Annotated in this window: 26 protein-coding genes; 6 read left to right on the top strand and 20 right to left on the bottom strand. The window is 62.9% G+C overall.

From position 1 onward, the window contains the following. Positions 1 to 3: 3 nt before the first annotated feature. Entirely contained in the window at positions 4 to 405 is a 402-nt protein-coding gene (gene rpsF, locus BN1134_RS04230) for a 30S ribosomal protein S6 (RefSeq protein WP_042045410.1), read from the bottom strand. 226 nt (positions 406 to 631) lie between these two features. On the opposite strand from rpsF, the gene BN1134_RS04225 reads away from it, so the two are divergent. Together BN1134_RS04225 and BN1134_RS04220 are read left to right on the top strand one after the other, a co-directional pair. After that, complete coding sequence (locus tag BN1134_RS04225) at positions 632 to 1,855, top strand: Nramp family divalent metal transporter (RefSeq protein ID WP_042045409.1); 1,224 nt, start codon at positions 632 to 634, stop codon at positions 1,853 to 1,855. Positions 1,856 to 1,941: 86 nt separating this feature from the next. Further along, positions 1,942 to 2,793, top strand: a complete 852-nt coding sequence (locus BN1134_RS04220; protein ID WP_042045407.1) for an alanyl-tRNA editing protein — start codon at positions 1,942 to 1,944, stop codon at positions 2,791 to 2,793. A gap of 51 nt (positions 2,794 to 2,844) precedes the next feature. Here BN1134_RS04220 and BN1134_RS20280 read toward each other — a convergent pair whose 3' ends face one another. Together BN1134_RS20280 and BN1134_RS20275 are read right to left on the bottom strand one after the other, a co-directional pair. After that, on the bottom strand, positions 2,845 to 3,294 hold the full coding sequence (locus BN1134_RS20280; RefSeq protein WP_269746952.1) for a type I secretion C-terminal target domain-containing protein: 450 nt from the start codon (positions 3,292 to 3,294) through the stop codon (positions 2,845 to 2,847). Next, positions 3,192 to 6,878, bottom strand: a complete 3,687-nt coding sequence (locus BN1134_RS20275) for a retention module-containing protein (protein ID WP_052449419.1) — start codon at positions 6,876 to 6,878, stop codon at positions 3,192 to 3,194. The genes BN1134_RS20280 and BN1134_RS20275 overlap by 103 nt, the downstream gene beginning before the upstream one ends. A gap of 264 nt (positions 6,879 to 7,142) precedes the next feature. On the opposite strand from BN1134_RS20275, the gene BN1134_RS04210 reads away from it, so the two are divergent. After that, on the top strand, positions 7,143 to 7,379 hold the full coding sequence (locus BN1134_RS04210) for a hypothetical protein (RefSeq protein ID WP_042045406.1): 237 nt from the start codon (positions 7,143 to 7,145) through the stop codon (positions 7,377 to 7,379). A 28-nt stretch (positions 7,380 to 7,407) separates the two neighbouring features. Here BN1134_RS04210 and BN1134_RS04205 read toward each other — a convergent pair whose 3' ends face one another. From BN1134_RS04205 to BN1134_RS04185, 5 genes are all read right to left on the bottom strand, one after another. Further along, positions 7,408 to 7,857, bottom strand: coding sequence for a GNAT family N-acetyltransferase (locus BN1134_RS04205; protein ID WP_042045405.1), 450 nt, complete (start codon positions 7,855 to 7,857; stop codon positions 7,408 to 7,410). 57 nt (positions 7,858 to 7,914) lie between these two features. After that, complete coding sequence (locus BN1134_RS04200) at positions 7,915 to 8,469, bottom strand: Crp/Fnr family transcriptional regulator (protein ID WP_042045404.1); 555 nt, start codon at positions 8,467 to 8,469, stop codon at positions 7,915 to 7,917. Positions 8,470 to 8,478: 9 nt separating this feature from the next. Next, positions 8,479 to 9,228: a 23S rRNA (guanosine(2251)-2'-O)-methyltransferase RlmB gene (gene rlmB / locus BN1134_RS04195; protein WP_042045403.1), complete on the bottom strand. Its 750-nt coding sequence runs from the start codon at positions 9,226 to 9,228 to the stop codon at positions 8,479 to 8,481. Between the two features lie 169 nt (positions 9,229 to 9,397). After that, positions 9,398 to 11,770, bottom strand: coding sequence for a ribonuclease R (gene rnr, locus BN1134_RS04190; RefSeq protein WP_042045402.1), 2,373 nt, complete (start codon positions 11,768 to 11,770; stop codon positions 9,398 to 9,400). A gap of 167 nt (positions 11,771 to 11,937) precedes the next feature. Further along, complete coding sequence (locus BN1134_RS04185) at positions 11,938 to 12,915, bottom strand: alpha/beta hydrolase (RefSeq protein WP_042045401.1); 978 nt, start codon at positions 12,913 to 12,915, stop codon at positions 11,938 to 11,940. Positions 12,916 to 13,243: 328 nt separating this feature from the next. On the opposite strand from BN1134_RS04185, the gene BN1134_RS04180 reads away from it, so the two are divergent. Further along, positions 13,244 to 14,266: a GGDEF domain-containing protein gene (locus tag BN1134_RS04180; protein WP_042045400.1), complete on the top strand. Its 1,023-nt coding sequence runs from the start codon at positions 13,244 to 13,246 to the stop codon at positions 14,264 to 14,266. A 56-nt stretch (positions 14,267 to 14,322) separates the two neighbouring features. On the opposite strand, the gene luxS is transcribed toward BN1134_RS04180, so the two are convergent. The 7 genes from luxS to BN1134_RS04145 form a co-directional block, all read right to left on the bottom strand. After that, entirely contained in the window at positions 14,323 to 14,832 is a 510-nt protein-coding gene (gene luxS / locus BN1134_RS04175) for an S-ribosylhomocysteine lyase (RefSeq protein WP_042045399.1), read from the bottom strand. A gap of 20 nt (positions 14,833 to 14,852) precedes the next feature. After that, on the bottom strand, positions 14,853 to 15,449 hold the full coding sequence (locus BN1134_RS04170) for a transglycosylase SLT domain-containing protein (protein WP_042045398.1): 597 nt from the start codon (positions 15,447 to 15,449) through the stop codon (positions 14,853 to 14,855). Beyond that, positions 15,449 to 15,787, bottom strand: a complete 339-nt coding sequence (gene glnB, locus BN1134_RS04165) for a nitrogen regulatory protein P-II (RefSeq protein ID WP_042045397.1) — start codon at positions 15,785 to 15,787, stop codon at positions 15,449 to 15,451. The genes BN1134_RS04170 and glnB overlap by 1 nt, the downstream gene beginning before the upstream one ends. Positions 15,788 to 15,796: 9 nt before the next feature. Next, positions 15,797 to 17,419: an NAD+ synthase gene (locus tag BN1134_RS04160; RefSeq protein WP_042045395.1), complete on the bottom strand. Its 1,623-nt coding sequence runs from the start codon at positions 17,417 to 17,419 to the stop codon at positions 15,797 to 15,799. Between the two features lie 95 nt (positions 17,420 to 17,514). Then, a complete protein-coding gene (locus BN1134_RS04155; protein ID WP_042045394.1) occupies positions 17,515 to 18,864 on the bottom strand; it encodes an ATP-binding protein in 1,350 nt (449 codons plus the stop codon). Further along, the gene (locus tag BN1134_RS04150) at positions 18,861 to 19,517 is read right to left on the bottom strand and encodes an AHA_4052 family stress response regulator transcription factor (RefSeq protein ID WP_042045393.1); all 657 of its coding nucleotides are present in this window, start codon (positions 19,515 to 19,517) and stop codon (positions 18,861 to 18,863) included. Before BN1134_RS04150 ends, BN1134_RS04155 begins: the two co-directional genes overlap by 4 nt. Positions 19,518 to 19,538: 21 nt before the next feature. Beyond that, positions 19,539 to 19,877, bottom strand: a complete 339-nt coding sequence (locus tag BN1134_RS04145; RefSeq protein WP_042045392.1) for a PepSY domain-containing protein — start codon at positions 19,875 to 19,877, stop codon at positions 19,539 to 19,541. Positions 19,878 to 19,940: 63 nt separating this feature from the next. Here BN1134_RS04145 and BN1134_RS19145 point away from each other — a divergent pair, with 63 nt between their 5' ends. Beyond that, complete coding sequence (locus tag BN1134_RS19145; protein ID WP_084214703.1) at positions 19,941 to 20,258, top strand: PepSY domain-containing protein; 318 nt, start codon at positions 19,941 to 19,943, stop codon at positions 20,256 to 20,258. On the opposite strand, the gene BN1134_RS04135 is transcribed toward BN1134_RS19145, so the two are convergent. Further along, positions 20,185 to 20,790 carry a protein-methionine-sulfoxide reductase heme-binding subunit MsrQ gene (locus tag BN1134_RS04135; RefSeq protein ID WP_042045390.1) on the bottom strand — a complete coding sequence of 202 codons (606 nt, stop codon included), beginning with the start codon at positions 20,788 to 20,790 and terminating at the stop codon, positions 20,185 to 20,187. The two genes, BN1134_RS19145 and BN1134_RS04135, sit on opposite strands and share 74 nt — an antisense overlap. After that, entirely contained in the window at positions 20,781 to 21,752 is a 972-nt protein-coding gene (gene msrP / locus BN1134_RS04130) for a protein-methionine-sulfoxide reductase catalytic subunit MsrP (RefSeq protein WP_042045389.1), read from the bottom strand. Before msrP ends, BN1134_RS04135 begins: the two co-directional genes overlap by 10 nt. 338 nt (positions 21,753 to 22,090) lie before the next feature. Between msrP and BN1134_RS04125 the strand changes: the two genes are divergently transcribed. Next, positions 22,091 to 22,564: a DUF1097 domain-containing protein gene (locus BN1134_RS04125; RefSeq protein WP_042045388.1), complete on the top strand. Its 474-nt coding sequence runs from the start codon at positions 22,091 to 22,093 to the stop codon at positions 22,562 to 22,564. Positions 22,565 to 22,611: 47 nt separating this feature from the next. Here the strand turns inward: BN1134_RS04125 and BN1134_RS04120 are convergent, their stop codons facing one another. The 3 genes from BN1134_RS04120 to BN1134_RS04110 are packed head-to-tail and all read right to left on the bottom strand — an operon-like array spanning position 22,612 to position 25,835. After that, positions 22,612 to 23,898 (bottom strand): sigma 54-interacting transcriptional regulator, encoded by a 1,287-nt coding sequence (locus tag BN1134_RS04120; protein ID WP_042045387.1) that lies wholly within the window; start codon positions 23,896 to 23,898, stop codon positions 22,612 to 22,614. A 10-nt stretch (positions 23,899 to 23,908) separates the two neighbouring features. Then, a complete protein-coding gene (locus BN1134_RS04115) occupies positions 23,909 to 24,412 on the bottom strand; it encodes a hypothetical protein (RefSeq protein ID WP_042045386.1) in 504 nt (167 codons plus the stop codon). Between the two features lie 7 nt (positions 24,413 to 24,419). Beyond that, positions 24,420 to 25,835: a sensor histidine kinase gene (locus tag BN1134_RS04110; protein WP_042045485.1), complete on the bottom strand. Its 1,416-nt coding sequence runs from the start codon at positions 25,833 to 25,835 to the stop codon at positions 24,420 to 24,422. Between the last annotated feature and the right edge of the window lie 154 nt (positions 25,836 to 25,989).

Here is a 25,989-nt window from a genome sequence, read left to right as displayed (position 1 = left end):
GAATTACTCTTCTGCGGAAGCTTCAGTGGTAGCTTCGGCAGACTCTTCGCTGCGAACGTCGTCACGACGGAAAGAAGAACGCTCTTCCTTGGCCTTGGCCATCGGAGAAACTTCAGTCACGGCGTGCTTGGTGCGCATGATCATGTTGCGGATAACGGCATCGTTGAAGCGGAAGTTAGTTTCCAGTTCGTCGATAACAGCCTGCTCGGCTTCCACGTTCAGCAGAACGTAGTGCGCCTTGTGCAGCTTCTCGATCGGGTAAGCCAGTTGACGGCGGCCCCAGTCTTCCAGGCGATGAATCTTACCACCGGCAGTGGTGATGGCGCCGGTGTAGCGCTCGATCATGCCAGGAACTTGCTCGCTCTGGTCCGGATGAACCATGAAGACGATTTCGTAATGACGCATTATCAGCTCCTTACGGGTTAATCAGCCTCCGCCCGGGTGCAGCCAAACCTCGGAGGCAAGGAACGTGTGTGTGTTGACGCTGCTTTCTAGGGCGGCGTATTGTACGAAATCCCTCCGGAGGAAGCAACGGGTGTGCAGAAAATCGATGACGGCCATCCGCACAATCAATTGATAACAATTCTCAATTGCATGTATGCTCGATACATCCCGTTATGGAGGTCACATCATGCAACCCGCCTCGCTCTCCTTGCCACGCCAACGCAAGCTCAGACTGAGCCTGCTCGGGCCCGCCTTCATCGCCGCCATCGGTTACATCGATCCGGGTAACTTCGCCACCAACATCCAGGCCGGCTCCCAATTTGGCTATCAACTGCTGTGGGTGGTGGTCTGGGCCAACCTGATGGCCATGCTGGTGCAGGGGCTGTCGGCAAAGCTGGGCATCGTCACCGGCAAGAACCTGGCCGAGCATATCCGCGACCGGCTGCCAAGGCCCGCCGTCTGGGCCTACTGGGTACAGGCGGAGATCATCGCCATGGCCACCGATCTGGCCGAATTCATCGGCGCCGCGGTGGGATTTCAGCTGCTGCTTGGCGTCACCCTGCTGGAGGGCGCGGGCCTGACGGCCATCGTCAGTTGGGGCATCCTCTCACTGCAAAGCCGGGGCCAGAAGCCACTCGAGCTGGTGGTGGGCGGTTTGCTGCTGTTTGTGGCGCTGGCCTATGTGGTGGAGCTGCTGTTTTCACGTCCCCACCTGCCGAGCCTGGTCGAAGGCGTCCTGCTGCCGGGACTGCCCAACAATGAGGCCATCTATCTGGCCGCCGGGGTGCTGGGGGCCACCGTCATGCCCCATGTCATCTACCTGCACTCGGCCCTGACCCAGAGCGCCGACCCGCACCGCGGTATTCCCCAGCGACTGCGGGGCGCCCGCACCGACGTGGCGATCGCCATGACCATAGCCGGGTTCGTCAATCTGGCCATGATGGCGATGGCGGCGGCCGCCTTTCACGCTAACGGCCATCACGATGTCGCAGGCATCGAGAGTGCCCATGCCACCCTGACCCCGTTACTGGGACAGGCCGCCGCCACCCTGTTCGGCCTGTCGCTGGTGGCCTCGGGCGTCAGCTCGACCGTGGTCGGCACCCTGGCCGGCCAGGTGGTGATGCAGGGGTTTGTGCAGTTTCGCATCCCGCTCTGGTTGCGCCGGGCCATCACCATGGCGCCCGCCTTCGTGGTGATCGCCATGGGGCTCAACACCACCGAGATCCTGGTGATGAGCCAGGTGGTGCTGAGCTTTGGCATCGCACTGGCACTCATTCCACTGCTGCTGCTCACCGGGGATCGCACCCTGATGGGAGAATACCGCAACCGGCCGCTGACCCGGGCGCTCGGGCGGGTCATCGTCGCCCTGGTGATCGCCCTTAACGCCTATCTGCTGGCCTCGCTGCTTTAACACCGGGAAACGGGCGGCCCATAACGCCGATGAGCCGCCCGCCTCTTTTGCGGTATCCTCCCCTCCATCGTTCGAAGGAGGATCTCATGGAACACACCCGCGTCAGCTTCGTGCTGGGTCACCTCGAGGAGCAGGCCCGTGTCCTGCTCACCCAACCCGCAACCGACTCCACCCTGATCGTGACCGACCTCTCCCCCTTTCACCCGCAAAGCCATCTCTGGCCCGATCAGCCCGGCGACAGTGGCACCCTGCTCTGGGAGGGCGGTCAGGCCAGAGTCTCCCCCTGCTGCATGGGCGCCATCAGCCCGCAGGGAGCCCTGTTTGTCGATGCTGATATTCCCGTCAAACGCGGCGAGCCCGGCTGGGCCTTCGTGGTGGTGCATCCGCTGGCGGGCCCTTTCCCACTGACGGTAGGCTCCCCGGTGACCCTGCGGGTCGATGGTGAGGCGCGCCGGCGGCTTTCACTCGGTCACAGCGGTTGCCATCTGGCGGCGCTGGCCCTAAACCGGGCCCTCACCCCCTATTGGAAGAAGGAGGCGGCCGAGCGCGATGCCCTAGGCCAACCCGATTTCGATCGCCTCGCCATCACCCGCTCACGGGTCGAGCCGCTAGGCTCCTTCGAGCAGTACCGTATTGGCAAGAGCCTGCGCAAGAAGGGGGTGATGGGGGCCGAACTGCTGGCGGCGCTGCCCACTATCGCCGAGACCATCAACACCCAGCTCGCCACCTGGCTGGCAGCGGGGGGCAAGATAGAGCGCAGCCGCGATGGTGAGGCCATCATCGACTCGCGCTGGTGGCACTGTGAACTGGAGGGGCGCCGCATCACCATCCCCTGTGGCGGCACCCATGCCGACACGCTGGGTGAGCTGGGCCGCGTCGAGGTGACACTCGCGCCGTGCGAGGAGGGCTTCACCCTGCATACCCGGGTCACCCCATAAGCCCAACGAAAAAGGCGAGGGTCTCCCCTCGCCTTGGTGGCCTCCTGGCCATCACATCATCTCATCGACCTTGATGAGGCCGTCCGCCAGCATGCTATTGAGCAGCTCGCTGCCACTGCCGCCCCCCAAGTCGGCGAAGCTGACGCCCTCCAGCACGATCTCCTGATTGACCGCGCCGCTACCCGTCGTCTTCACCGCGATGACGGTGCTGCCGTCACGCTCCAGCAAAGAGAGGTACTGATCGATGGAGGCTCCGCTCTCTCCTTGCAGCAGCTCGCGCAGATCGAGGCAGTCCCCCTCGTGACGGTTGAAGTCGAGCACCCGGTCCACGGCGGGGCGCTCCCCCGTTCCCTCGTCGCCGGCCCGCCAGACAAAGGTGTCGGCACCACTGCCTCCGCTCAGGATGTCGTTGCCGGCGCCGCCAGCCAGCACGTCATCCCCGGCGCCGCCGACCAGAATGTCATCGCCAGCCCCGCCCACCAAGATGTCGTTGGCTCCCACCGAGAGCAGCACCTCATCCCCCTGCCCCCTTGCAGCAACGGGTTGGCTCCTCCCTTGAAAGAGACCAACTCCAACTCGCGCGCCACCTCCCCGAGCGTGTCCACCTCCATGCTCTGGATGGTCTGTAACAGCAGATCCGGGTCGGCACTGACGGCGCCGGTAAGGTGTTGCAGCTGACCGAGGAACGCCACCATCTCGGCGCCGGCGTTCACTGCCCCATCCGACATGTCGGCAGACACCAGCAGGGCGTCCCCTTGCGCTATCTCCTGCACCAGCGGCCCCTCGGCGGCCATGGCCTCTGATACCTTGACGTCCAGCTCACCCGCATGTTGCTGGATGTATCCCAGCATCATGGTCAGGGTCAGCGCCTCCACCCCTACGCCTAACCGGCCCGCGATCAGCGCTTGCAGATGGCTAAAGGCCCCCGTTGGCTCTGGCTCTGGCGCCACGAAGCGAGCCGTCACGGCAGCGCGCCCCTGAGTCTGACCCGGCTTATCGACCACAAACTCCAGCTGAGACTCCGAGCTGTCGCCATCCCCATCGGTCAGCACATAGTCAAAGGAGACGTCCTCAGTCACGGTGCCGGTCGCCACCGAGATGGCCCCTATGTTGAAGGCGGTGTTTTCACCGACCGCATAGATGACCACGCTGTTGAAGGGGGCGTCGCTGTTGATCTCCAGAATGGGTTTGTTGTCCGTCGTCCTGGTGTAGGTACCTGAGTCGATCACATGACCATCTGTATCAAATACCGCCCAACCGACCGTCTCCCCTGGCTCGAAATAGACCAGATCAAACTGGATTGCACTGGCCGCATCGGGGAAATCAACTTTGACCCCGTCGTTGGCCTCACCTTTCTTGTCTCCCTGACCATCGATCTGCGAGTTCTCCGGCCCACCACCCGCATCCCCCTTGATCCCCAGCGACCCTTTGCCACCCGGCACGTCGAATTTCAGGTCGCTGTCATACTCGATGTCATTAAAGGAGTGGTCGCTCGAGAGCACCACATTAACCGCTGTAAAGGTGTAATCCCCCAGAGTGGTCGTGTTCTTCCCGTTGACGCTCTCGGCATGCCCCCCTTGGGTATCGGTGGGATCGAAAATGGTCTGGTAAGTCGGGTTGAACTCGTAACTGCCATCCGAGTAGAGAGTCAGGGTGCCCTGCTCAGTCTCGACCACGGCGTACAGGCGGTCATCACCGGTGGCGGAGTCCTGTGGCTTGAGCTCGATATAGGTCTCGCTGCCCTCCGGCGTATGCATGCGTACGTGCGTGACCGAGGCACCATCGGCCCCCAGCGTGTCCGCATCCCCCGAGATCTGCGTCCAGTCAGCCGAGACATTAGTGGTGCCCCACTGCCCGGTAATCACGTTGCCGTAGTAGTTGCCGGTATCAGTGTCGGTGACTTGTACCCTGTCGATGGTCGCGATGGGCACGTCGTCCACCACCGTCACCGGTACCTCCAGGGTGTGCTCGTTGCCCTGCCCATCCTGGACCACCACCGTCAGCACGTCGCCTTCACGCTGATCACGCCCGGCCCCGCTGTGCGCCAGGCTCTGGTTGAGGGTGTAGACCCACTCCCCCTGCTCGTTCTGACTCAGGGTGCCGTTGACCGCCCCGCTCACGTTGATCACCGTGTAGCCATCCGGCACCGCGATGATCGCGCTCTCCGAGTTATCCTGCACCGAGGTCAGCCCCTGCTCGTCCACCAGGATGGGGGCGATCTCGGGCGCCACGCACTTCCCTATCTCAATGGTCACCGCGCCCTTGGCCACGTCGCCGTCACCGTCGGTCACCACCAGGACGATATCCTGCTTCGCCCCTTGCGGCGCATTCGGCTTGGCCGTGAAGGTAAAGGTGCCTTGCACGGGATCGAGGGTGACAAACCCGTGCGTCAGCTCCCAGCGCCCGTCGGCCTGTAACGTGGCCCCCTCCACCGTCAGGGTCGCCCCGGCCGCATCGGCCCCCAGCGCGTGGCTGAAACTACCGTCGACCGCATAGCCCTCGTTCACGCTCAGCTGCGCGTCGGTCACCGTGATGCTCGGCACGTCGTCCACCACCGTCACCGGTACCTCCAGGGTGTGCTCGTTGCCCTGCCCGTCCTGGACCACCACCGTCAGCACGTCGCCTTCACGCTGATCACGCCCGGCCCCGCTGTGCGTCAGGCTCTGGTTGAGGGTGTAGACCCACTCCCCCTGCTCGTTCTGGCTCAGGGTGCCGTTGACCGCCCCACTCACGTTGATCACCGTGTAGCCATCCGGCACCGCGATGATCGCGCTCTCCGAGTTATCCTGCTCCGAGGTCAGCCCCTGCTCGTCCACCAGGATGGGGGCGATCTCGGGCGCCACGCTCTTCCCTATCTCAATGGTCACCGCGCCCTTGGCCACGTCGCCGTCACCGTCGGTCACCACCAGGACGATATCCTGCTTCGCCCCTTGCGGCGCATTCGGCTTGGCCGTGAAGGTAAAGGTGCCCTGCACGGGATCGAGGGTGATAAACCCGTGCGTCAGCTCCCAGCGCCCGTCGGCCTGTAACGTGGCCCCCTCCACCGTCAGGGTCGCCCCGGCCGCATCGGCCCCCAGCGCGTGGCTGAAACTACCGTCGACTGCATAGCCCTCGTTCACACTCAGCTGCGCGTCGGTCACCGTGATGCTCGGCACGTCGTCGACGATGGTGACATCCAGACTGCCGCTGGCGGACTCGCCACGGCTATCGGTGACGGTCAGTGGGATAGTGTCGAGCAGGGTGTTGTTGCCCTCGCCGGGGGCGTGGCTCTGGGCTTCTTTGAGTTGGTAGGAGTAGGTGATCACGCCATCGCGAATGGCGGTGATATGCAAGATGCCGGCCCCGGTCTCGATCTGGAGCCCCCCCTCAGGCAGGGTGACATTGCCGTCGGCATCCAGGGTGAAGCGCTGATCCCGGATCTGTACCTCACCGCTCAACCCATGGAGTTCGACGCTAAACGTCCCTTGGATGACCGCTCCTTGTCCGGGTTGATGCGCACTGCCCCCCGCTAGTTCGGCCTCATAAACGGTGTGAACGGTACTGCCGATGCTGGGGGCCCCGATTTCAGGGGCCGGATCTTCCCCGGTCAGGATATCGCGCAGCCCCAGCCAGTCGGGCCTCTCTTCCTCAGTCCCCTTAGCGTAAGCCGTATCAAACCCGGCTTCTGCTAAGGTGGCTCCCCCGTCACGCGCCAATTCGACATAACCACTGTTGGAGGCGCCACCACCACCGGTGCCCTCACCAGCCCCCGCCGCCGGGGCATCGAAATTCAGGGTCGGGTCCTCACCTTGGGCAATGGCCTGCTGGAGCTCAGCTATCTCAGGGTCAAGATGCCCCAGCTCACTGGGCTCCCCCCACTCGCCGCTCGGTGCCAGCGTGACACTCTGATTGGCCGCCAACTCGACCACGTGACCGGCCCCATTTCGCGCTTGTAGCAGGCCATCCGTCCCGGTTTCAATCATGCTCCCCGCGGGGAGGCGATCGCCACTGCTCAGCGCGATTCGCTTGCCATCGAGCAGTAGGAAAACCTCGCCATGGGCCGCCGTGACGACCGCGCTCTGTAACTGAGTTACCGTATCCATCATGCTGTTTCCTTGTTGTTAGCCACACACTAACAAAAATATCAAAAACAGCATTTAACACCATGTACCTTTCCTGCCTCAGACCCAAGTAGAAACGCGATACCTTTCAACTAAATCGAAATATTAAGTATTGATTGAAAATCGATATTTTTAACTAGAGTCTCGTTCAGGTTCTGTACTGGTTACCGCCAAACGGATTCATGGCGGGCGATGAACACTATGCTCAAAGCGGGCATCCAGCCCGACCATAGGGTGACAGGAGTTGTGATGAAGAAAATCGTGAGTCTGCTGGCATGGCTACTAGCCGCCCCGGCCCTGGCATTCCACTGCCCGGCCGACATGAAGAAGATCGATGATTTGCTGGCGCAAAAACCGGCGCTGAGCCAGGCCGATCTCGCCAAGGTGCAGGCCCTGCGGGCCGAGGGGGAGAAGCTGCACAACGCCGGGGAGCATCAAGCCTCGGTCGACAAGTTGGCCGAAGCGCTCAAGTTGCTGGGGCAATAAGTCAAAAGGGGCCGCACGGCCCCTTTTCTCATCCTCGGCGCATCCCGATATGGGGGATGTCATCCTCGATATAGCCTTCCCCCTCAGCCACGAAGCCGTGCCGACCATAGAAGCCTTGCAGGTGCGCCTGGGCCCCCAGCCAGATGGAGTGATCCGGCCAGCGCGCCCGACAGTGGCGCACCGCCTCCTCCAGCAACTGATGGCCAAGGCCTGCGCCACGCCGGGCAGGCGAGGTGACGACCCGGCCGATGGCACTCCCCTGCTCGTCGCTGATGCCGGGGGCCATGAGCCTGGCATAGGCCGCCAATTTCCCCTCCTGCCACCCCAGCAGGTGCCACACCCCTTTCTGGCGATCCAGACCATCCAGATCCTGGAAGGGGCAGGTCTGCTCGACCACGAACACCTCGGCGCGCAGCGCCAGCAACTCGTACAGCTCGTCCGTGCTCAGTTCGCTCCAGGGTTTCAGGCTCCAGTTCATCAACGACTCCTTCTTAACGTGAAGGGGCCAGCATACCCGCCATGGCCCCCGGCTTCATTAACCTTGGTTAACGGTACGCAACCGCCTACGGATGCGGCTCAGACTGATAGGGGTGATGCCAAGATAGGCCGCCACCTGATGATCGGGCAGGCGGGCGTCGAGGGCGGGAAAGTGGCTGAGGAAGTGGCGATAGCGCGCCTCGGGGCCGGCGGTGAGCAGCAGCAGCTCTTTTTCCTCCTTGATGCGCAGCTGCACCTCAAGCAGGTGGCGGTACCAGCGCGGCCAGAGCGGATCGGCGGTGAGACTGGCCAGAGGAAACAGCCGCAAGGTGCAGGGCTCCAGCGCTTCCACATGGTAGCGGGCAGGCGCCCCCGAGAGCAGGTGGTGGAAGTCGAGAAACTCATCCCCCTCCCAGTAGAACTCCTTGATGTACTCGCGCCCCTCGGCCGCCGTGATGCGGGCGCGCAGCAGGCCGGCACACACCTGCACCAAGGCGGCTGGAGCGTCACCGACGCGCCACAGACTCTGGCGTGGAGACAAGGTCACGGTGCGGGAAAACGAGAGGAGGCGCGCGGCCTCCTCGTCGGTACATGCAAAGGGCGGGCGATCCACCGCAAGGCCTCAGGCGCGGCGCTGACGCACCGCCTCGAACAGGCAGACGCCAGTCGCCACCGAGACGTTGAGGCTAGAGACAGCGCCAGCCATCGGAATACTGACCAGCTCGTCGCAGTGCTCGCGAGTGAGGCGGCGCATCCCCTTGCCCTCGGCCCCCATCACCAGCGCCATGGGGCCGGTCAGCTTGGCCTGATAGAGATCGTGATCCGCCTCGCCGGCGGTGCCGACGATCCAGACGCCGCGCTCTTGCAGCTCACGCAGGGTGCGCGCCAGGTTGGTCACCTGGATGAGCGGCACCACCTCGGCGGCGCCACAGGCCACCTTGCGCACGATCGGGGTGAGGCCGGTGGCCTTGTCCTTGGGCACCACCACGGCGTGCACACCGGCGGCATCGGCGCTGCGCAGGCAGGCCCCCAGATTGTGGGGGTCGGTCACCCCGTCGAGCACCAGCAGGAAAGGGGCCTCATCCTTGCCACCTAGGGTGTCGAGCAAGCTGGCAAGATCGTGCTCGGAAAGGCGCGGCGCCTCGATCACCCTGGCCATGATCCCCTGGTGATTGTTGCCCTCGCTCTTGTCGTCGAGCGCCTTGCGCCCGACCGCCTGCACCCGGATGCCGAGGCCTTCCAGCTCGGTCAGCAGGGGCAGCAGGCGCTCATCCTCCCGTCCCTTGAGGGCCCACACCTCGATGAAACGCTCCGGCGCCCGCTCCAGCAGGGAGGCGACCGCGTGAATGCCGTAAATCAGTTCACTGCTCATTGACTGGAAATCCTATCGTGCCCGCATGCGCGCGGCGACATTGATGATGACCGCCCACCGCGGCCACGCTTGCCCGCCAGTATACCGGAACTGGCCGGTGGATTAAGGGGGCGCAATAAAACGGGGGCACGGCCCGTTGCCGAGCCGTGCCCCCTTCTTTCACTCAAGATCAGGCCTTGCTGCTACCGCGCGGCTTCTGGCTCGGGCGACGGCTGGACGAACGCTCGCCCCCCTTCGACTCCTTGCTGGCGCTGCGCTGGCCACGGCGACGCTCGGTCTTGGCTTTTTCCTTCTTGATCTGGTTGATCTTCTTCACCGCCTGCTTGGTGCCCTTGCCACTGACGTTGAGGGGCTCCTCCACCATGATGAAGTCAATCTTGCGCTCATCGAGGCTGACCGCCATCACCTTGACCCGCACCTTGTCGCCGAGGCGATAGCGGCGGCGGAAGTTCTCACCGATCAGCTGTTGGTGAATGGCATCAAACTGGTAGTAGTCGTTGGTCAGCGAGCTGACGTGCACCAGACCGTCGATGTGGATCTCGGCAAGGCGCACGAAGAAGCCAAAGCCGGTGACGCTGGCGATGACGCCATCAAACTCGTCACCCACGTGATCGAGCATGTACTCGCACTTGAGCCAGTCGGCCACGTCACGGGTGGCGTCGTCGGCACGACGCTCGGTCATGGAGCAGTGCTCGCCCATCGGATCGACTTCGTCGAGGCTGTAGTGGTAGCCGCCGCTCGGCGTCCACTTGTGGCGCACATTGCCCTGCTGCTCCTTGGCCACCAGGTACTTGATGGCGCGGTGCAAGATGAGATCCGGATAACGGCGGATCGGCGAGGTGAAGTGGGCGTAGGATTTCAGCGCCAATCCGAAGTGGCCGATGTTGTCGGCCTGATAGATGGCCTGACGCATGGAGCGCAGCAGCATGGTCGAGAGCAGCTCGGCATCCGGGCGCCCTTCAAACTTGGCCGCCAGCTCGGCGAAATCCTTCGGCTCGGGCTCGAGGCCGCCACCCAGCTCCAGACCCAGCTCGGCGAGGAACTGGCGAAAACCGGTCAGGCGCTCTTCACCCGGACGGTCGTGCACCCGGAACAGGGCCGCCGCCTCGTGCTTCTCGATGAAACGGGCCGAGGCCACGTTGGCCAGGATCATGCACTCTTCGATGATCTTGTGGGCGTCGTTACGCACCAGCGGCACGATGCGGTCGATCTTGCGCTCGGCGTTGAAGATGAAGCGGGTCTCTTCGCTTTCGAACTCCACCGCGCCGCGCTGATGACGGGAGTGCTTGAGGGTCTTGTAGAGGTTGTTGAGTTCCTCGATGTGACCGACGATCGGGGCATACTGCTCGCGCAGCTTGGGGTCCCCTTCCAGAATGGCCGCCACCTTGGTGTAGGTCATGCGGGCGTGGGAGTTCATCACCGCCTCATAGAAGGTGAAGCCGGAGAGACGGCCACTGGCGGAGATGGTCATCTGGCACACCATGCACAGACGATCGACCTGGGGGTTGAGCGAGCACAGGCCGTTGGAGAGCACCTCGGGCAGCATGGGCACCACGAACTCGGGGAAATAGACCGAGTTGCCGCGCTGGTAGGCTTCCTTGTCGAGGGCGGTGCCCGGCTTCACATAGGCCGAGACGTCGGCGATGGCCACCCACAGGCGCCAGCCGCCGCCCTTCTTCTTCTCACAGAAGACGGCGTCGTCGAAGTCGCGGGCATCTTCCCCATCGATGGTGATGAGCGGCAGGGAGCGCAGGTCAAAACGCCCCTCCTTGGCCTTCTCGGGCACCTCTTCGGTCAGATTGGCGATCTCCTTGCTGACCTCTTCCGGCCAGGTGTGCGGGATGCCGTGGTTGCGCAGGGCAATCTCGATCTCCATGCCCGGCGCCATGTTCTCGCCCAGCACCTCGATGACGGTACCGAGGGCGTTGAGGCGGCCGGTCGGACGCTGGGTCAGACGCACCACCACCACCTGGCTCTGGCGCGCCCCCTTGTTCTCCCCTTCCGGGATCAGGATGTCCTGGCCGATACGGCTGTCATCCGGCACCACGAAGCCCACCCCATTCTCGATGAAGTAGCGGCCGACTATGTCCATCTCGCGCGGCTTGAGCACCCGCACCAGACGCGCCTCCTGGCGCCCCTTGCGGTCAATCTCGGTCGGCTGCACCAGGGCATAGTCGCCGTGCATCAGGCGCTGCATCTCGCGGTTGTTGAGATAGAGATCCTGGCCACCGCCATCCGGACGCAGGAAGCCAAAACCATCGCGATGGCCAAGCACGTACCCCTTGACCAGGTTGAGACGGTCCGGCAGGGCATAGGTTTGATTGCGGGTGAATACCAGTTGGCCATCGCGCTCCATGGCACGCAGACGACGGCGCAAGGCCTCCAAATGATCCTCATCGGTCAGCTTCAGCTCGCGGGCAATCTCCTCGCGTGACATGGGACGCACATGGTCCTCAATGACCTGCAGCAGCAGTTCGCGGCTGGCGATGGGATTTTCGTATTTTTCGGCCTCGCGTTCGAGGAAGGGATCTTGATGAGACATAGGCAGGCCTTCTTGTAGGGTTCCGCCCCATTATATCCCCACAATCAACCACAATGGCAGCCTGCCTTTCCCTATCTGACCGCAACAGCGCGGGAAAATGACCGTTTTTGCCCGGTATATGACAAAAAGGGAGCGCCATGCGCTCCCCTGGGTTCCCGAATCACCCTTTACTTGAGACGATTCTTCAGCTCGCTGGCCACCTGAGAGAGCGCAGTACGCACCGCCGGCTCCTGGCTCAGGGCATTGAGCAGGCCGTAATCATGGATAAGGCCGTTATAACGGGTCACCGTGACCTTGACCCCGGCTTCATCGAGCTTGCGACCGAAGGCCTCCCCTTCGTCACGCAGCACGTCGAGCTCGGCGGTCTGGATCAGGGTCGGTGCCAGGCCGGCCAGCTGCTCGTGGCTGGCGCGCAGCGGCGAGGCGAGGATGCTGGCGCGATCCTGTTCGCTGGTGGTGTAGTTATCCCAGAACCAGCGCATCATCCCCTGGGTCAGGAAGTGGCCTTGCGCATAACGCTGGTAGGAGTCGGTGCCAAAGTCGGCATTGGTCACCGGCCAGAACATCACGTTGTAGCGGATGGCCGGCGTGCCGTGCTGCTTGGCTTGCAGCGCCACAGCGGCCACCATGTTGCCCCCCACGCTGTTGCCCACCAGCGCCAGCCGGCTGCCATCCACCCCAATCTCGGCACCGTGCTCGGCGACCCACTTGGTGGCCTCATAGGATTGAGTGATGGCGACGGGGAAGTGCGACTCGGGCGAAGGATCGTAGTTGACGAACACCGCCGCCATGCCGGACTCCACCACCAGATCCCGTACAAAGCGCTCGTGGGTCGGGAAATCCCCCAGCACCCAGCCGCCGCCATGGAAGAACATGAAGGCGGGCAGTACACCGGTGGCCCCCACCGGCTTGACGATGGTCAGGGTCAGCGGTTTGCCAAGCGCGGTGATCTGCTTCTCGCTCACGTCGGCGGGGGGCAGTTCAGCCCCTTGCTGGGCACCGATCAACACCTGACGGGCTTCTGCTGGCGTCATCTGCTCCATCGGCTTGCCACCCGCGCCATTTAGGGCGGCAAGAAACGCGGCCACCCCGGCGGTCGGTTGTGGTTGGTTGGCGATGGTGTGAGAGGTCTGCGACTTGTTCATGATGATTATCCCGTGTAGTGGTGAAGATACCGGCAGTTGCGAGGCCGGCCCGGGAGATGTTGGCAGACATCATTCAACAGACAAGCGGCAAAACAGCGATTAACGGGATAGAAAAAAAGCCAAAAACCGATAATGAATTTAATAATTATTTTTGCTTTAAGACCTATTCCTTATAAATATAACGCTCTCATACATTTTTATTTATTGAGTAAGGATCGTATTCACGATCCATTTTTCACCGAATCGCCTTCAATGCACTCCCCCTCTGCCGGTTGACGACAGCCTCTGTCATACTAGGTGCGTCCGTCAGTTATGAGACAGGGTCTCCATGAGTAAGGATTCATTCGCCCAGTCGGCCTCCTACCTGAAACAGGCAGTGCCGCTGATGATCAAATACCAGATCCCCACCACCCCTCCCCACTATGCGGTCTGGTACCACTATGTTGCCGCCACCATTCCCCCCCTCAACCACGCCATTGAAGAGACGCTGCGCCAACAGGGAACCTGCTCCCTGGTCACCAGCGAACGCCTCTACTATCAGTTCCTGGCCAGTCAGCAGGAAAAAGATCTGGAAAGCGCCAAACAGAACCTGACCAGCGTGGCCAATGAGTTCGCCCACTCGGTGCAAGATGCGCTGGCCGACACCGGCCTGTTTCAGGACATGCTGGATCGTAACTTCGGCAAGCTCGGCCAGATCGATGAAGAGGGGCTGAGCCTGGAGGAGACCATGGGCGTGCTGCGCGAACTGGTGCGGGAATCGCGCGATATCCGCATGGCCACGCTGCACTTTCGCAGCCAGATCAGCAATGCCGAGAAGGAGATCCGCGACCTGCGCCAGGCCCTCGACGAGACCCGCCGCCAGGCCAATGAGGACCCCCTCACCGGCCTGCTCAACCGCCGCGCCTTCGAGATAGAGCTGGAGGCACTGAGCCGTACCGGCAAACCATTTAGCCTGATCCTGGCCGACATCGATCGCTTCAAGGCCTTCAATGACGAGTACGGCCACCTGCTCGGGGATCAGGTGCTGCGCGCCTTCGCCCGTCGCTTGCGCGATGCCGCCAAGGAGGGGGTGCAGGTGTTTCGCTTCGGCGGCGAAGAGTTCGCCATCCTGGTGCCGGGTAAGAATTTGCAGCTCTCACGCCAGTTGGCCGAGAGCCTGCGCCGTGCCACCGAGAAGCTCTCGGTGCTGGATCGCAAGAGCGGCCGCCGGGTCGACAGCATCACCGCCTCGTTCGGGGTGGCCGAGCACAATGGCCGCGAACATGGGGACGATCTGGTCGAGCGCACCGATCAGCAGCTCTACAAGGCCAAGGAGCTCGGCCGCAACCGGGTGATGCCGATGGCCATCTGAGCGCGGCAAAACAAGAAGGGCCGGTCAGTGACCGGCCCTTCGCTTATCCGTCTGGCTTACAGCGACTGGAGCTTTTCGGGCGGCAGGGCCAGCTCGTCATTGTGATTGACGCCGATGCCACGGGTCACCACGTTGCCGGCGATGGCCTTGGCCTCATCGAGGGAGTGCATGGCATAGGTGCCGCACTGGTACTCGTTCAGTTCGGGGATCTGCTTTTGATCCTGCACCTTGAGCACATCCTCCATCGCCGCCTGCCAGGCCGCAGCGACGCGCGCCTCGCTCGGGGCACCGATCAGGCTCATGTAGAAACCAGTACGGCAACCCATGGGGGAGATGTCGATGATCTCGACATCCGTGCCGTTGAGGTGATCGCGCATGAAACCGGCGAACAGGTGCTCGAGGGTATGGATGCCGCGCTCGGAGAGGATCTCCTTGTTCGGCTGGCAGAAACGCAGGTCGAACACGGTGATGGTGTCCTTGTGCGGGGTCTGCATGGTCTTGGCGACCCGCACAGCCGGAGCCTCCATGCGGGTGTGATCAACGGTAAAACTGTCCAAAAGCGGCATGTATGACTCCTGAGTGATGACTAGAACCAGCTTCCGGTGGAGAGCTGGCCCTTGCATTGTCGATATTGGGCGCCGTAACGCTGGGCACGGGCCTCTACCTTGCGGGCGGCCTGCATCAGCCACCCCTTGCTGCGGTAGGTACCGCGCCGGTAGCCGCCCATCCCCTCATGATAATTGAGGTACTGGCCATAGGCATTCCATTTGGAGGTGCCATTGACCCGCTGCGCCTTGTGGGTGTACCAGCCCATGAAATCGATGGCGTCGGCAAAGTCGTCGCGGCTGCTCCAGCCATTGCCGGTCTCGCGCTGGTAGTCGTCCCAGGTCTCGTCCTTCACCTGGGCATAACCGTAGGCCGAGCTGGCCCGCCCGGTCGGGATGAACAGGAAGTACTGCATCGGCGGCCTGGCGTCATGCACGAAGGAGGACTCCTGATACATCATCGCCATCACCACCTGCACCGGAGTGCCCCAGCGCTCATTCATCTTGAGCGCCGCCTCGTGCCACTTCGGCTTCTCGCGAAAGATCTGGCACAGGTTCTCCGGCTGGGCCGGTGGCGTGGTACTACAGGCGGTGAGGCCAAACAACAGGCCGCCGGCCAGGGCGAAGCGGGCTCTCATCAGATGGCGTCTTCGTTCTCTTCTCCGGTGCGGATGCGGATCACCCGCTCCACCTCACAGACGAAGATCTTACCGTCACCGATCTTGCCGGTGCGGGCGGTGTTCTCGATAGCCTCGATGCAGGCGTCGAGATCCTCGTCCTGCACTACCAGCTCCACCTTCACCTTGGGCAGAAAGTCGACCATGTACTCGGCACCGCGATAGAGCTCGGTGTGTCCCTTCTGGCGACCAAACCCCTTGACCTCGGAAACGGTCATGCCGTTGATGCCGATGTCGGCGAGCGCCTCGCGCACGTCATCGAGCTTGAAGGGTTTGATGATGGCTTCGATCTTCTTCATGACTTCTCCTTACCAGTTCTGTCTGCCAAACCCGGAGGTGATGGGGTAGCGGCGATCCTTACCAAAGTTGCGCGCCGAGATGCGCGGCCCGACGGCCGCCTGACGACGCTTGTACTCGTTGATGTCGACCAGACGGATGACCTTGCGCACCACCGCCTCTTCAAACCCTTCGGCCACCATGTCGGCCACCGAGGCATCCTGCTCCACATAGCGCTGCAAGATGGCATCGAGGATGTCGTAGGGGGGCAGGCTGTCCTGATCCAGTTGATCTGGCGCCAATTCTGCCGAAGGGGGACGATCAATGACCCGCTGCGGGATCACGTATTCCACCGAATTGCGGTACTCGCACAGCTGGAACACCAGCGTCTTGGGCACATCCTTGAGCACGTCGAAGCCACCGGCCATGTCGCCATAGAGGGTGGCATAACCCACCGCCATCTCGCTCTTGTTGCCGGTAGTGAGCACGATGCGCCGGCGCTTGTTGGAGAGCGCCATCAAGATCACGCCACGGCAGCGCGCTTGCAGGTTCTCTTCCGTGGTATCGCGAGCGGTGCCCTCGAACATGGGGGTGAGCTGGCCCATGAAGGCCTCGTACATGGGCTCGATAGAGACGATGTCAAACTCGACCCCCATCCGCTCGGCCTGCTCTTTGGCGTCTTCCACGCTCATCTGGGCGGTGTAGCGAAACGGCATCATCACCGCCTGTACCCGCTCCTTGCCGAGGGCATCGCCGGCAATGGCCAGGGTCAGCGCCGAGTCGATGCCACCGGAGAGGCCAAGCACCGCCCCTTGGAAACCGTTCTTGTTGACGTAGTCGCGCACCGCCAGCACCAGCGCCTGATACACCTCGCCAAGGGGGGGCAGGCTCTGCTCTGCATCCCCTTTCGCTTGCGGCTCGGCATCGACAAAGCGCACCAGCGCCTCCTCCTCGGCAAAGGCCGCCAGCCGCTGGGTCAGCGCGCCCGCCCCGTTGAACACCTTGGAGCAGCCGTCGAACACCAGCTCATCCTGACCACCGACCTGATTGAGGTAGACCAGCGGCAAGCCGGTCGCCGCGCAGCGCTCGCTAAACAGCTCGCGGCGCAGCCAGGGCTTGTGCATGTCATAAGGAGAGGCGTTGATGGTCACCAGGATCTCAGCCCCCGCCATCTTGGCGGCCAGGGCCGGGCCCGGTTGCCACAGATCCTCGCAGATGAGCAGGCCAAGCAGGTGGCCGCGAAAGGGCACCACGCAGGAGTCATCACCGGCGCCGAAATAGCGCTTCTCGTCGAACACCCCGTAATTGGGCAGCTCGCGCTTGTAGTAGCGGGCCAGCAGCTGGCCGTTCTCGTAGAGGGAGGCGGCGTTATAGAGCGTCTCCCCCTCGCGCCAAGGGTGGCCGACCAGAATACCGGCCTTGCCACCCCAGGCGGCGAGGCGGTTCAGCGCGGCCTCGACCCGGGTCATCAGATCCGGGCGCAGCAGCAGATCCTCGGGCGGATAGCCGGTGATGGCCAGCTCGGAGCAGACCAGCAGATCGGCACCCAGCTCGTCGCTGCGGCGGGCCGCCGCGATGATCCGGTCACAGTTGTCTTCAATCGCGCCTACCGTCAGATTCAACTGGGCAAGCTGCATAGAGAGGGCTCGAGCCATGGCGATGCGTCTTCAAAGCAAAATGATGGGGAATGATAAAGAAAAGGGGCGCCCTGTACCAGCCGGCAGGGCGCCCCTTCGATGCAGGCGCAGGATCAGCGGTCGACCCTGGCCACCTTGGGCAGGGAGAGGGAGGCCGCCAGCCCCCCCAGTTCGGAACGCCCCATGATGAGATTGCCACGATAAGCCCCCACCAGATCCGAGACGATGTTGAGCCCCAGCCCGGAGCCCGGCACCTTCTCATCGAGGCGCACCCCGCGCTCGATGGCGCAGCGCATCTCATCCTCGCTCATGCCGGGGCCGTCGTCTTCGATGCGAAGGCTGATCCAGTCGCCCAGCTCGGCGGTCGAGACGCGGATGTACTGACTCGACCACTTGTAGGCGTTCTCCAGCAGGTTGCCCACCATCTCGTCGAAATCCTGCTCCTCGACCCCGACCGCCAGACTGGCCGGGACGTCGATGATGAGCTCCTTGCCGTGATAGAGGCGGGAGAAGGCCCTTCCTATGTACTCGATGCGCGCCTTGAGCGGGGTCGAGACCCCGAGCACCTTGGCCGCACCGGTCACCCGCGCCTTGCCGAGGTGGTAATCGATATGGCGCTGGATCTGGTCTAGCTGCTCGGTCACCCCGGGCCGCTCCGGCTCCGGCAGCAGATCGACTTGGTTACGCAGGATGGAGAGCGGCGTCTTGAGGGCGTGGGCCAGGTTGCCGGTATGGGCGCGAGCCCTTGAGAGCAGCTCACCGTAGTGGTGCAGCAGGCGGTTGATGTCTTCGACCAGCGGCTGCACCTCGAGCGGGTAGTGCAGCTCGAACTTCTCCTGATTTCCCTTGTGGATGCGCACCAGCTCGCGGCGCAGCAACATCAGCGGGCGCAATCCGTAGAGGATCTGGAACAGGAAACCGAGGATGAGACCGGTGGCGGCAAAGCCCAACCCGAGGAAGAGGCTGATGCGGGTCTTTTGCAGGGTCTGGTTCAGCACTGTGCTGTCTTTGGCGATCACCAGCCGGAAGGTCTGATCCGAGCCCGGTAGCAGCACGCTGCGGGTCATCAGCAGCAGCGGCTCATCACCCGGCCCCTTGCCAAGAAACAGATCCTTGTCGCCAAAGGCGGGTTTGAGCCGATGGCTCACCAGCTGGGTATCCCACAAGGAGCGCGACTTGATCATCACCACGTCCTGCGCCTCAAGCTGCCAGTAAAACCCCGAGTAGGGCTGGCGAAAACGGGGATCGGACATGGGCTCGCTCAACAGTGGCAGGCCATCTTCACCCAGTTCGAGACGCGAGAGGAGATCAAACAGTTGCAGGCGCAGGCCATCGGCCTCCGCCTCCTGCCAGTAGTTGCGCAGCATCAGTTGCAGACTGAACCCGGTGGCGGAGAGAAACAGGCCGCACCAGATGAGCGCGATCACCAGCAGGCGACCGCGCAGGGTGCGCACGACCCTCATTCGTTGATCCGGTAGCCGAGGCCGCGCACCGTCTCGATAAGGTCAGCGTGGGTCTTCTTGCGGATGCGGCCGATGAACACCTCGACCGTGTTGGAGTCGCGGTCAAAATCCTGGGCATAGATGTGATCGATGAGTTCGCTGCGCGACACCACCTTGCCCCTGTGCTGCATCAGATAGGCCAGCACCCGGAACTCGTGGGCGGTGAGCTTGATGGGAGTGCCTTCGTACCACACCTGGGAGGCGGAGAGATCCAGGCGCACCCCCTTCATCTCCAGCACCGAGCTGGCATTGCCGGCGGCGCGGCGCACCAGGGCGTGGATCCGGGCCACCAGCTCGGCCATCTGGAACGGCTTGGTGAGATAGTCGTCGGCCCCGGCGTTGAGCCCCTCTATCTTCTCGTGCAGCTGGTTGCGGGCGGTGAGGATCAAGACGGGGCAGTCGACCCCCTGGCTACGCCACTCCTTGAGCACACTCAGGCCATCGCGGCCGGGCAGGCCGAGATCGAGGATGATGGCGTCATAGGGCTCGGTGGCACCGAGGAAGGCCGCATCGCTGCCGTCATGGCAGAGATCGGCGACAAAGCCGGCCTGGCGCAGCTGTTCTGCCAGCTGGCCGGCCAGGGTCTGTTCATCTTCAACAATCAGAATTCGCATAGTTCAGGCCATCGCAAAAGATTAGGGAGTGTCGGGCTGAGCCGGCGTATCAAACAGGTACTCGAGGTGGTGACCCCTGAGGTAGATCATCCGCAGCGTGTCGGCCCGGTAACCCACCTTGATGACATTCTGGGTTCGATCCAGCATCTTGAGCTCGTAGATCCATCGTCCCTGATCCTCTTGCAGATCCACCCGCAGCAGTTCGCCTGGCAGCGTCCGCGCCTGCTTCATCACCTCATTGAACGGCCGTACCGCCCCCTCGCGAATGGCGCGTTGCAGCTCCTGATCGCTCGGCGTTCTGAGCTCGGCCATGGCCAGACAGGGGAGCAGACAGGTCAGCAGGGAGAGAGCCCTGTTCATGGGTGATTAATCTCCGGGTTCATAACATAATGCCGGTTATAGTGTGCCAGCCATGAATCAGCCATGAATATGATCTCTCGCATTTTTTTACCCCTTTGCGGCCTACTGCCCGGACTCGCACTCGGCAATCAGCAGATTCTCGAGATTGAGGCGGTGATCCAGTTGCTGCTCAAGCAGGGTTACCACGACATCCGCGAGATCGAGCTGGAAGGGGGCCGCTATGAGGTACAGGCACTCAATGCCGACGACCGTAAGGTGACCATCTACCTCGACTCCGACAGCGGCGAGCACCTGGAAGAGGTTCCCGCTAGCGCCGCCAGTAGCGCAGCAGCCGCGCCCGCCGCGTCCCCAGCAACAACAGCGCCAGCAGCAGATAGATAAACGGCTCGCGCCAGCCGCTCTTGACCGACCACCAGTAGTGGACAGGCACCAGCAGTGCCACCAGATAGACCCAGTTGTGCAGCTGCTGCCAGCGCCGCCCCATGCGGCGAACCAGCGCAGGCAGCGAGGTGATACCAAGCACCAGCAGAACGAAGAGCGCCACCATCCCCACCACGATATAGTTCCGCTTCACCAGCTCGGCCCCGATGAGGCGCCACTCCAGTTGCAGATCGAGCAGCATCCAGCTCCCCAGATGCAGGCAGGCCAAGGCCAGTGCCCACAGGCCGAGCGGACGACGCAGCCGCATCATGGCGCCCGCCTTGAGGAGTCTGGCCAAAGGTGAGACACACAGGCAGAGCAGCAGCAGGTTGAGCGCCCCCTTGCCCAGCCAGTGAATGATGCCGGGCACAGGATCCCCCCCGAGGAGCCCCTGCGGGATGGCCCAGATCAGCCACAACAGACCGGCCATGGCCCCCATATGCACCAGCAGGTGCAGGGCGCGGGGCACCCAGCCCGGCAACCTCAGAACCATTGGCGCAGATCCATGCCCTGATAGAGCGAGGCCACCTCGTCGGCGTAGCCATTGAACGGCAGGGTGGGCTGGCGCTTGGCATCGAAGGCTCCGCCCGCCCCGATGAAGCGCTCGCTCCCCTGACTCCAGCGCGGGTGATCCACCGCCGGGTTGACGTTGGCGTAGAAGCCATATTCATCCGGTGCCAGCCGGTTCCAGGTGGTGGGCGGCATGGATTCCACCAAGCGGATGCTCACTATGCTCTTGATGCTCTTGAAGCCGTACTTCCAGGGCACCACCAGCCGGATCGGCGCCCCGTTTTGCGGCGGCAGCGTCTTGCCGTAAAGCCCCACCGCCAGCATGGCCAGCGGATGCATCGCCTCGTCGATGCGCAGCCCCTCCACATAAGGCAGCGCGATGCCACTTGCCGCGGCATCCGGCATCTGCTGCGGATCGTAGAGGGTCTCGAAGGCCACAAACCTGGCGCGGCTGGTGGGCGCCGCCTCACGCAGCAGATCGCCAAGGCCAAATCCGAGCCAAGGGATCACCATGGACCAGGCCTCGACACAGCGGAAGCGGTAGATGCGCTCCTCTAGCGGGCGGCGCTGGATCAGCGCCCAGACGTCGATGGTACGCGGTTTTTCCACTTCGCCTTCGATACGCAATGTCCATGGCTCGGTGCGCAGGGTAGTGGCATTGCGGGCCGGATCGCTCTTGTCGGTGCCAAATTCGTAGTAGTTGTTGTAACTGATGATCTTGCTCTCAGGAGTCGGCACCAGGGCACTGGCCGGGGCGGGAGTGGCCTTGAGCGGCTTGCCGGGGTTTGCTATCTCGCGCGGGGAGAGCAGATCGAGCAGACCGGCGCGGGCGGGCAGCGCCAGCGCGGCGGCCCCCAGACCGAGGCCCATGAGAATGCGGCGGCGATCGCGATAGACAGACTCAGGGGTGACCTGCTGCTCGGTGAGGCGCGGTGTGCGTGACATGCATTCATCCTCCGGTGGCGTACACCTCAGATTATCGCACCCAGGGCGCCCGCGTCAGCCGCCCTCAGGGGGTAACCAGCGCCGCAGAGACAAACAGGATCGCTAGGATCAACAGAGGGGGCAGGATCAGGCTCTTGAGCATGAGGTTCACTCCTCGTGGGTTGGGCTGCTAACTATGGTCAACAGCCTCGCACTCTTCCATGAAACTTTTTCGCGAGCGCAAGCGTATTCCATGGCGAGCAAACGTGATCCAGATCACGCAAAGTTTTTTCTGCGATTGCACCCCATGGCGGGGGGAGTAGGCTTGCCGCCTTTCGTGCACCGGACGGAGTCATACCATGTCACCGCTTATCACGATCGCCCTCACCACAGGCCTGCTCTCGGCCGTATGGGGCTGGTTGGCCACCCTGCTCGGCCTCATCGCCTGGGTCGGCTTTCTCGGCTGCACCAGCTATTTCGCCTCGGAAGGGGGCTATCGAGCCCTGATCAAGACCCTGCTGTGCAATAGCAGCGGCATGTTGTGGGCGCTGCTGCTGATCCACGGCGACGCCTGGTGGGGCCACGGCGCTGCCGGCTACCTGATGACCGGGGTGGTGGCCACCCTGATGTGCGTGCAGGGGCGCCAGCAGTGGCTCTCCTACATCCCCGGCACCTTTGCCGGCTGCTGCGCCACCTTCGGCGCGGCCGGTGACTGGCACCTCATCCTTCCCTCCCTGGTGCTGGGCGCCCTGTTCGGCTGGGCCATGAAGGCCTCCGGCCTGTGGCTGCACCAGCGAACCCAGCCGCGCGAGGCACTGCCCGACGCCGCCTGAGCCAGAGACAAGAAGGGGTGACCATGGTCACCCCTTCTCCATTGCCCCTACCCCTTCAGCTTGAAGTGGGCCGCCTCGATGTCGTGGCGGCTGAGCAGCTTGTAAAAATCGGTGCGATTACGCCCTGCCATGCTGGCTGCCAGGGTGACGTTCCCCTCCGTGATACGCAGCAGGCGGATCAGATACTCCTTTTCAAACTCGGCCCGGGCCTCGTTAAACGAGGGCACCGCCACCTCCACCCCGGAGAGCGCCGACTCCACCATGGCGGCCCCAATCACCGGGCTCGGGCAAAGCGCTGCGAGTCGCTCCACCAGATTAAACAGCTGGCGAATATTGCCAGGCCAGGAGGCCTTGGCCAGCATGGCCAGCGCCTCAGGGGCAAACCCCACGGCGGCGCAGCCGTGGCGCAGCTTCACATCGTCGAGGGCATGGCGCGCCAGCATGGGGATATCTTCACTACGCTCCTGCAGGGCCGGCAGGGTGATGTTGGCGACGTTGAGGCGATAGTAGAGATCCTCACGAAATGTCCCCTCCTCCATGGCGGCCACCAGATCCCTGTGGGTGGTGCTGATGACCCGCACCGGCGCCGCATCCTGGCCTGGCGAGAGCTCCTCCATCACTTTGAGCAGCTTGGCTTGCAGTGACGCGGAAATATCGCCGATCTCATCAAGAAACAGGATGCCGCCACGCGCCTGCTCAAACAGGCCGGGCTGCTCCTTGCTGCCGAGCAATTGCTTTTCCAGCTCGGCAAACGGAGTGGCGGCGCAATTGACCACCACGAAGGGGTGATCGCGCCGTGGGCTGGAGTGGTGCAACGCCGCTGCCAGCCGGCTCTTGCCTGAGCCCGAAGGGCCGCGGATCAGGACGTTGACCTCCATCGCCGCCACACTGCGCGCCTGTTGCAAGGTCTGCTGCAGGCGCGGGCTGCGGGTCGGAAATTTGGCCTCCAGCTCGTCGAGCATGGCAGGTCGGGTCAGATGCAATGCCTGCTCCAGGGTCTGCAGCAGTGTGGTCTTGTCAATCGGTTTGGTGAGGAAGCTGAACACCCCGGAGCGGGTGGCTTCGATGGCATCGGGTATGGTGCCATGCGCCGTCATGATGATGACCGGCATGCCGAGCCACTCCCCCTGAATCCGTTCAAACAGGTTAAGCCCGTCCATGCCGTCCATACGCAGGTCAGTCAACACCAGATCCGGCCGCTGCTGGCGCAGGCGGGCCAGCGCCACCTCGCCGCTGTCGGCCGTGTCGACCTCATACCCTTCGCTGCGCAGCCGCATGGTTAGCAGCTTGAGCAGGCTCTGATCATCATCGACCAGCAGGATTCTTCCCTTCATGAGCCCTCCATCAGGGTGAGGTCAGCTTGCGCTGGTTGATCTGTTCATCGATGACCGAGAGTTGCTCGATCTTGGCCTCCAGTGTCTTCACCCTCGCCTTGAGGCGGGTTACCTCGCCGCTCTGGCTCGGAGGACGCTTGAGATGGGCCCTGCCCAGCGCGATCCAGGTGCGCAGATAGGCCTGTTCATCGAGCCCGACCTCGGGCAGCAGTTGCTCCAGTTCATCCAGGGCGGCGACGCGACGCTCCCTGGCTTCATCCGGATGGCTGTTGACCATGGCCAGGTTGATCTTATTCGCCACATCACTCTGTCCCCGCAAGCGTTGCCGCTCCTGCTCGCGCTGCTGTTCGCGACTGTCGAGCAACCAGTTGCTGTATTGCATACGCAGTTGCAACTGGTGCATGGCATCCACCTGACGCTGCTCCATCACGGCGGGGGTGGGCGTCGTATCGATGGTCGGCAGCAGAGCACAGCCCCCCAGCAGGAGACCGGCCCCCAAGATTGCATACTTCATTATCACGTCAGGCATCCAAAATCAGACGAAAACAGACATCTGCATGGGTATCGTCCGCCCATGTCAGCTCCCCGCCCAGGCTACGCGCCGATTCACGGGCAATCGAGAGGCCAATGCCAGACCCCTTGAGCAATCCTTGGCGCCGGCTGCTTCCCTGCTCGAACGGCTCGAAGATGCGCTCCCGATCGGCTGCAGGGATCGGCGTCCCTTCATTGGCAACTTCGACGATGACCCGAGCCCCCTGCCGGCGGCAACGCAGCCAGATGGTGCCCTGCTCGGCCCCATAGCTCACCGCATTGGAGAAGAGGTTGTCGAGAATAAGCCCCAGACGATAGGGCTCTCCTTGCACCAGTAGATCCTCTGTGGGCAGCTCGACCCGCATCCCCTTGGCATCGAGATGCAGGCGATAGGTCTCGAGCAATGTCGTGAACTGCTGCAACAACGACTGCGGGGTACGCTCGAAGCTCTCCTGCTGACTCAACCGGTTGAAGTCAAGCAGGCGCTCAATCAGGCTCTGCAAGCGCCGGCTGTTGTCGGTCAGCATACCGCAGATCTCGTATTGATCCGATGTCAGGGGGCCGGCGACCCGCTCACTGAGCAGATCGGCCCCCTCCCTCAGACAGGCGAGGGGGGTCTTGAGTTCATGAGAGACGTGACGCAAGAAGCGGTATTTCTGCTGCTCCAACTCCTGCAACCGGTCGTGCAGCCAACTCAGCCGCTCACCCAGCTCCACCAGTTCGGCCGGCCCGTCCACCGGTTCACGCTCCGGCTCGATGCCCGCCCCCAGGCTCAAAATACGGCTCTCTATCTGGCGGATCGGGCGCACCGTCAGATAGATAAAGAGCAAGGAGAACAGGGTGGTCGAGATCCCGACCACCCCCGACATCCACCACAATTCGTGCTGCAAGGTGTTAATGCGCACCTTGGCGCCGGAGACCAGGGTGTCCACCCAGGCGTTGGTCGCCTCTTCCAACTGCTGGTGGTGTTCGTTCAGCGAGGCAAAGTGGTCACTGTCCGCCCGCGCCTTGGCGCCCTTGAGATCCTGCGTCCCCTCCAGCCAGCTGAGATCCTGCTCAATGGCGTGGTAGAGCCCGGTCACCGGCACCGAATTACGGTGCAGCACCAGCAGCTCCCGGTAGCTGGCCAACTGCTGATGAAAACGGGTGAGCAAGGTGGCATCCTCTAGCACGGCATAGCGGCGCAGGGTACGCTCCAGCTCTTCGCTTAAGTTGGTCAGCTGGATCGCACGGCGGGTATCCTCAACCACCTTGGTCGACCCCTCCTCCACCATGTTGCTGAAACGACTGAGGGTGGAGTAGTCATGCCAGATGAGCAGCAGCAACGGCAGCAGCGCCAGCAGATAGCCAGTCGCCACCAGAGTCAGCAATGAGCGGGGATGGAGCTTGCGACCCACCTTCAGCATGGTCATTCACCTCTTGCGATAGGCCGCCCAGCATAGCGGGCGGCGTCATGAAAGCAAGCCCGGATGGGGTCTCGTGCGCATCTAGCATTGAGGTGAGCGCTCCATCACAGACCCCTGGCGACCCCTGATATAGGCTGTCGCCAAATCCGGACGA

The sequence above is a fragment of the Aeromonas simiae genome, assembly GCF_000820125.1.
In the GTDB taxonomy this organism is placed as follows: domain Bacteria; phylum Pseudomonadota; class Gammaproteobacteria; order Enterobacterales; family Aeromonadaceae; genus Aeromonas; species Aeromonas simiae.
The sequence above is the reverse complement of the archived record's forward strand: the minus strand, read 5'-3'. Positions and strand labels throughout refer to the sequence as shown.

Bases quoted from the DNA above. Each gene is read 5' to 3' on its own strand.
- rpsF (WP_042045410.1), bottom strand. From the start codon at position 405: ATGCGTCATTACGAAATCGTCTTCATGGTTCATCCGGACCAGAGCGAG.
- BN1134_RS04225 (WP_042045409.1), top strand. From the start codon at position 632: ATGCAACCCGCCTCGCTCTCCTTGCCACGCCAACGCAAGCTCAGACTG.
- BN1134_RS04220 (WP_042045407.1), top strand. From the start codon at position 1,942: ATGGAACACACCCGCGTCAGCTTCGTGCTGGGTCACCTCGAGGAGCAG.
- BN1134_RS20275 (WP_052449419.1), bottom strand. From the start codon at position 6,878: ATGATGGATACGGTAACTCAGTTACAGAGCGCGGTCGTCACGGCGGCC.
- BN1134_RS04210 (WP_042045406.1), top strand. From the start codon at position 7,143: ATGAAGAAAATCGTGAGTCTGCTGGCATGGCTACTAGCCGCCCCGGCC.
- BN1134_RS04205 (WP_042045405.1), bottom strand. From the start codon at position 7,857: ATGAACTGGAGCCTGAAACCCTGGAGCGAACTGAGCACGGACGAGCTG.
- rlmB (WP_042045403.1), bottom strand. From the start codon at position 9,228: ATGAGCAGTGAACTGATTTACGGCATTCACGCGGTCGCCTCCCTGCTG.
- rnr (WP_042045402.1), bottom strand. From the start codon at position 11,770: ATGTCTCATCAAGATCCCTTCCTCGAACGCGAGGCCGAAAAATACGAA.
- BN1134_RS04185 (WP_042045401.1), bottom strand. From the start codon at position 12,915: ATGAACAAGTCGCAGACCTCTCACACCATCGCCAACCAACCACAACCG.
- BN1134_RS04180 (WP_042045400.1), top strand. From the start codon at position 13,244: ATGAGTAAGGATTCATTCGCCCAGTCGGCCTCCTACCTGAAACAGGCA.
- luxS (WP_042045399.1), bottom strand. From the start codon at position 14,832: ATGCCGCTTTTGGACAGTTTTACCGTTGATCACACCCGCATGGAGGCT.
- BN1134_RS04170 (WP_042045398.1), bottom strand. From the start codon at position 15,449: ATGAGAGCCCGCTTCGCCCTGGCCGGCGGCCTGTTGTTTGGCCTCACC.
- glnB (WP_042045397.1), bottom strand. From the start codon at position 15,787: ATGAAGAAGATCGAAGCCATCATCAAACCCTTCAAGCTCGATGACGTG.
- BN1134_RS04160 (WP_042045395.1), bottom strand. From the start codon at position 17,419: ATGGCTCGAGCCCTCTCTATGCAGCTTGCCCAGTTGAATCTGACGGTA.
- BN1134_RS04155 (WP_042045394.1), bottom strand. From the start codon at position 18,864: ATGAGGGTCGTGCGCACCCTGCGCGGTCGCCTGCTGGTGATCGCGCTC.
- BN1134_RS04150 (WP_042045393.1), bottom strand. From the start codon at position 19,517: ATGCGAATTCTGATTGTTGAAGATGAACAGACCCTGGCCGGCCAGCTG.
- BN1134_RS04145 (WP_042045392.1), bottom strand. From the start codon at position 19,877: ATGAACAGGGCTCTCTCCCTGCTGACCTGTCTGCTCCCCTGTCTGGCC.
- BN1134_RS19145 (WP_084214703.1), top strand. From the start codon at position 19,941: ATGAATATGATCTCTCGCATTTTTTTACCCCTTTGCGGCCTACTGCCC.
- BN1134_RS04135 (WP_042045390.1), bottom strand. From the start codon at position 20,790: ATGGTTCTGAGGTTGCCGGGCTGGGTGCCCCGCGCCCTGCACCTGCTG.
- msrP (WP_042045389.1), bottom strand. From the start codon at position 21,752: ATGTCACGCACACCGCGCCTCACCGAGCAGCAGGTCACCCCTGAGTCT.
- BN1134_RS04125 (WP_042045388.1), top strand. From the start codon at position 22,091: ATGTCACCGCTTATCACGATCGCCCTCACCACAGGCCTGCTCTCGGCC.
- BN1134_RS04120 (WP_042045387.1), bottom strand. From the start codon at position 23,898: ATGAAGGGAAGAATCCTGCTGGTCGATGATGATCAGAGCCTGCTCAAG.
- BN1134_RS04115 (WP_042045386.1), bottom strand. From the start codon at position 24,412: ATGAAGTATGCAATCTTGGGGGCCGGTCTCCTGCTGGGGGGCTGTGCT.
- BN1134_RS04110 (WP_042045485.1), bottom strand. From the start codon at position 25,835: ATGCTGAAGGTGGGTCGCAAGCTCCATCCCCGCTCATTGCTGACTCTG.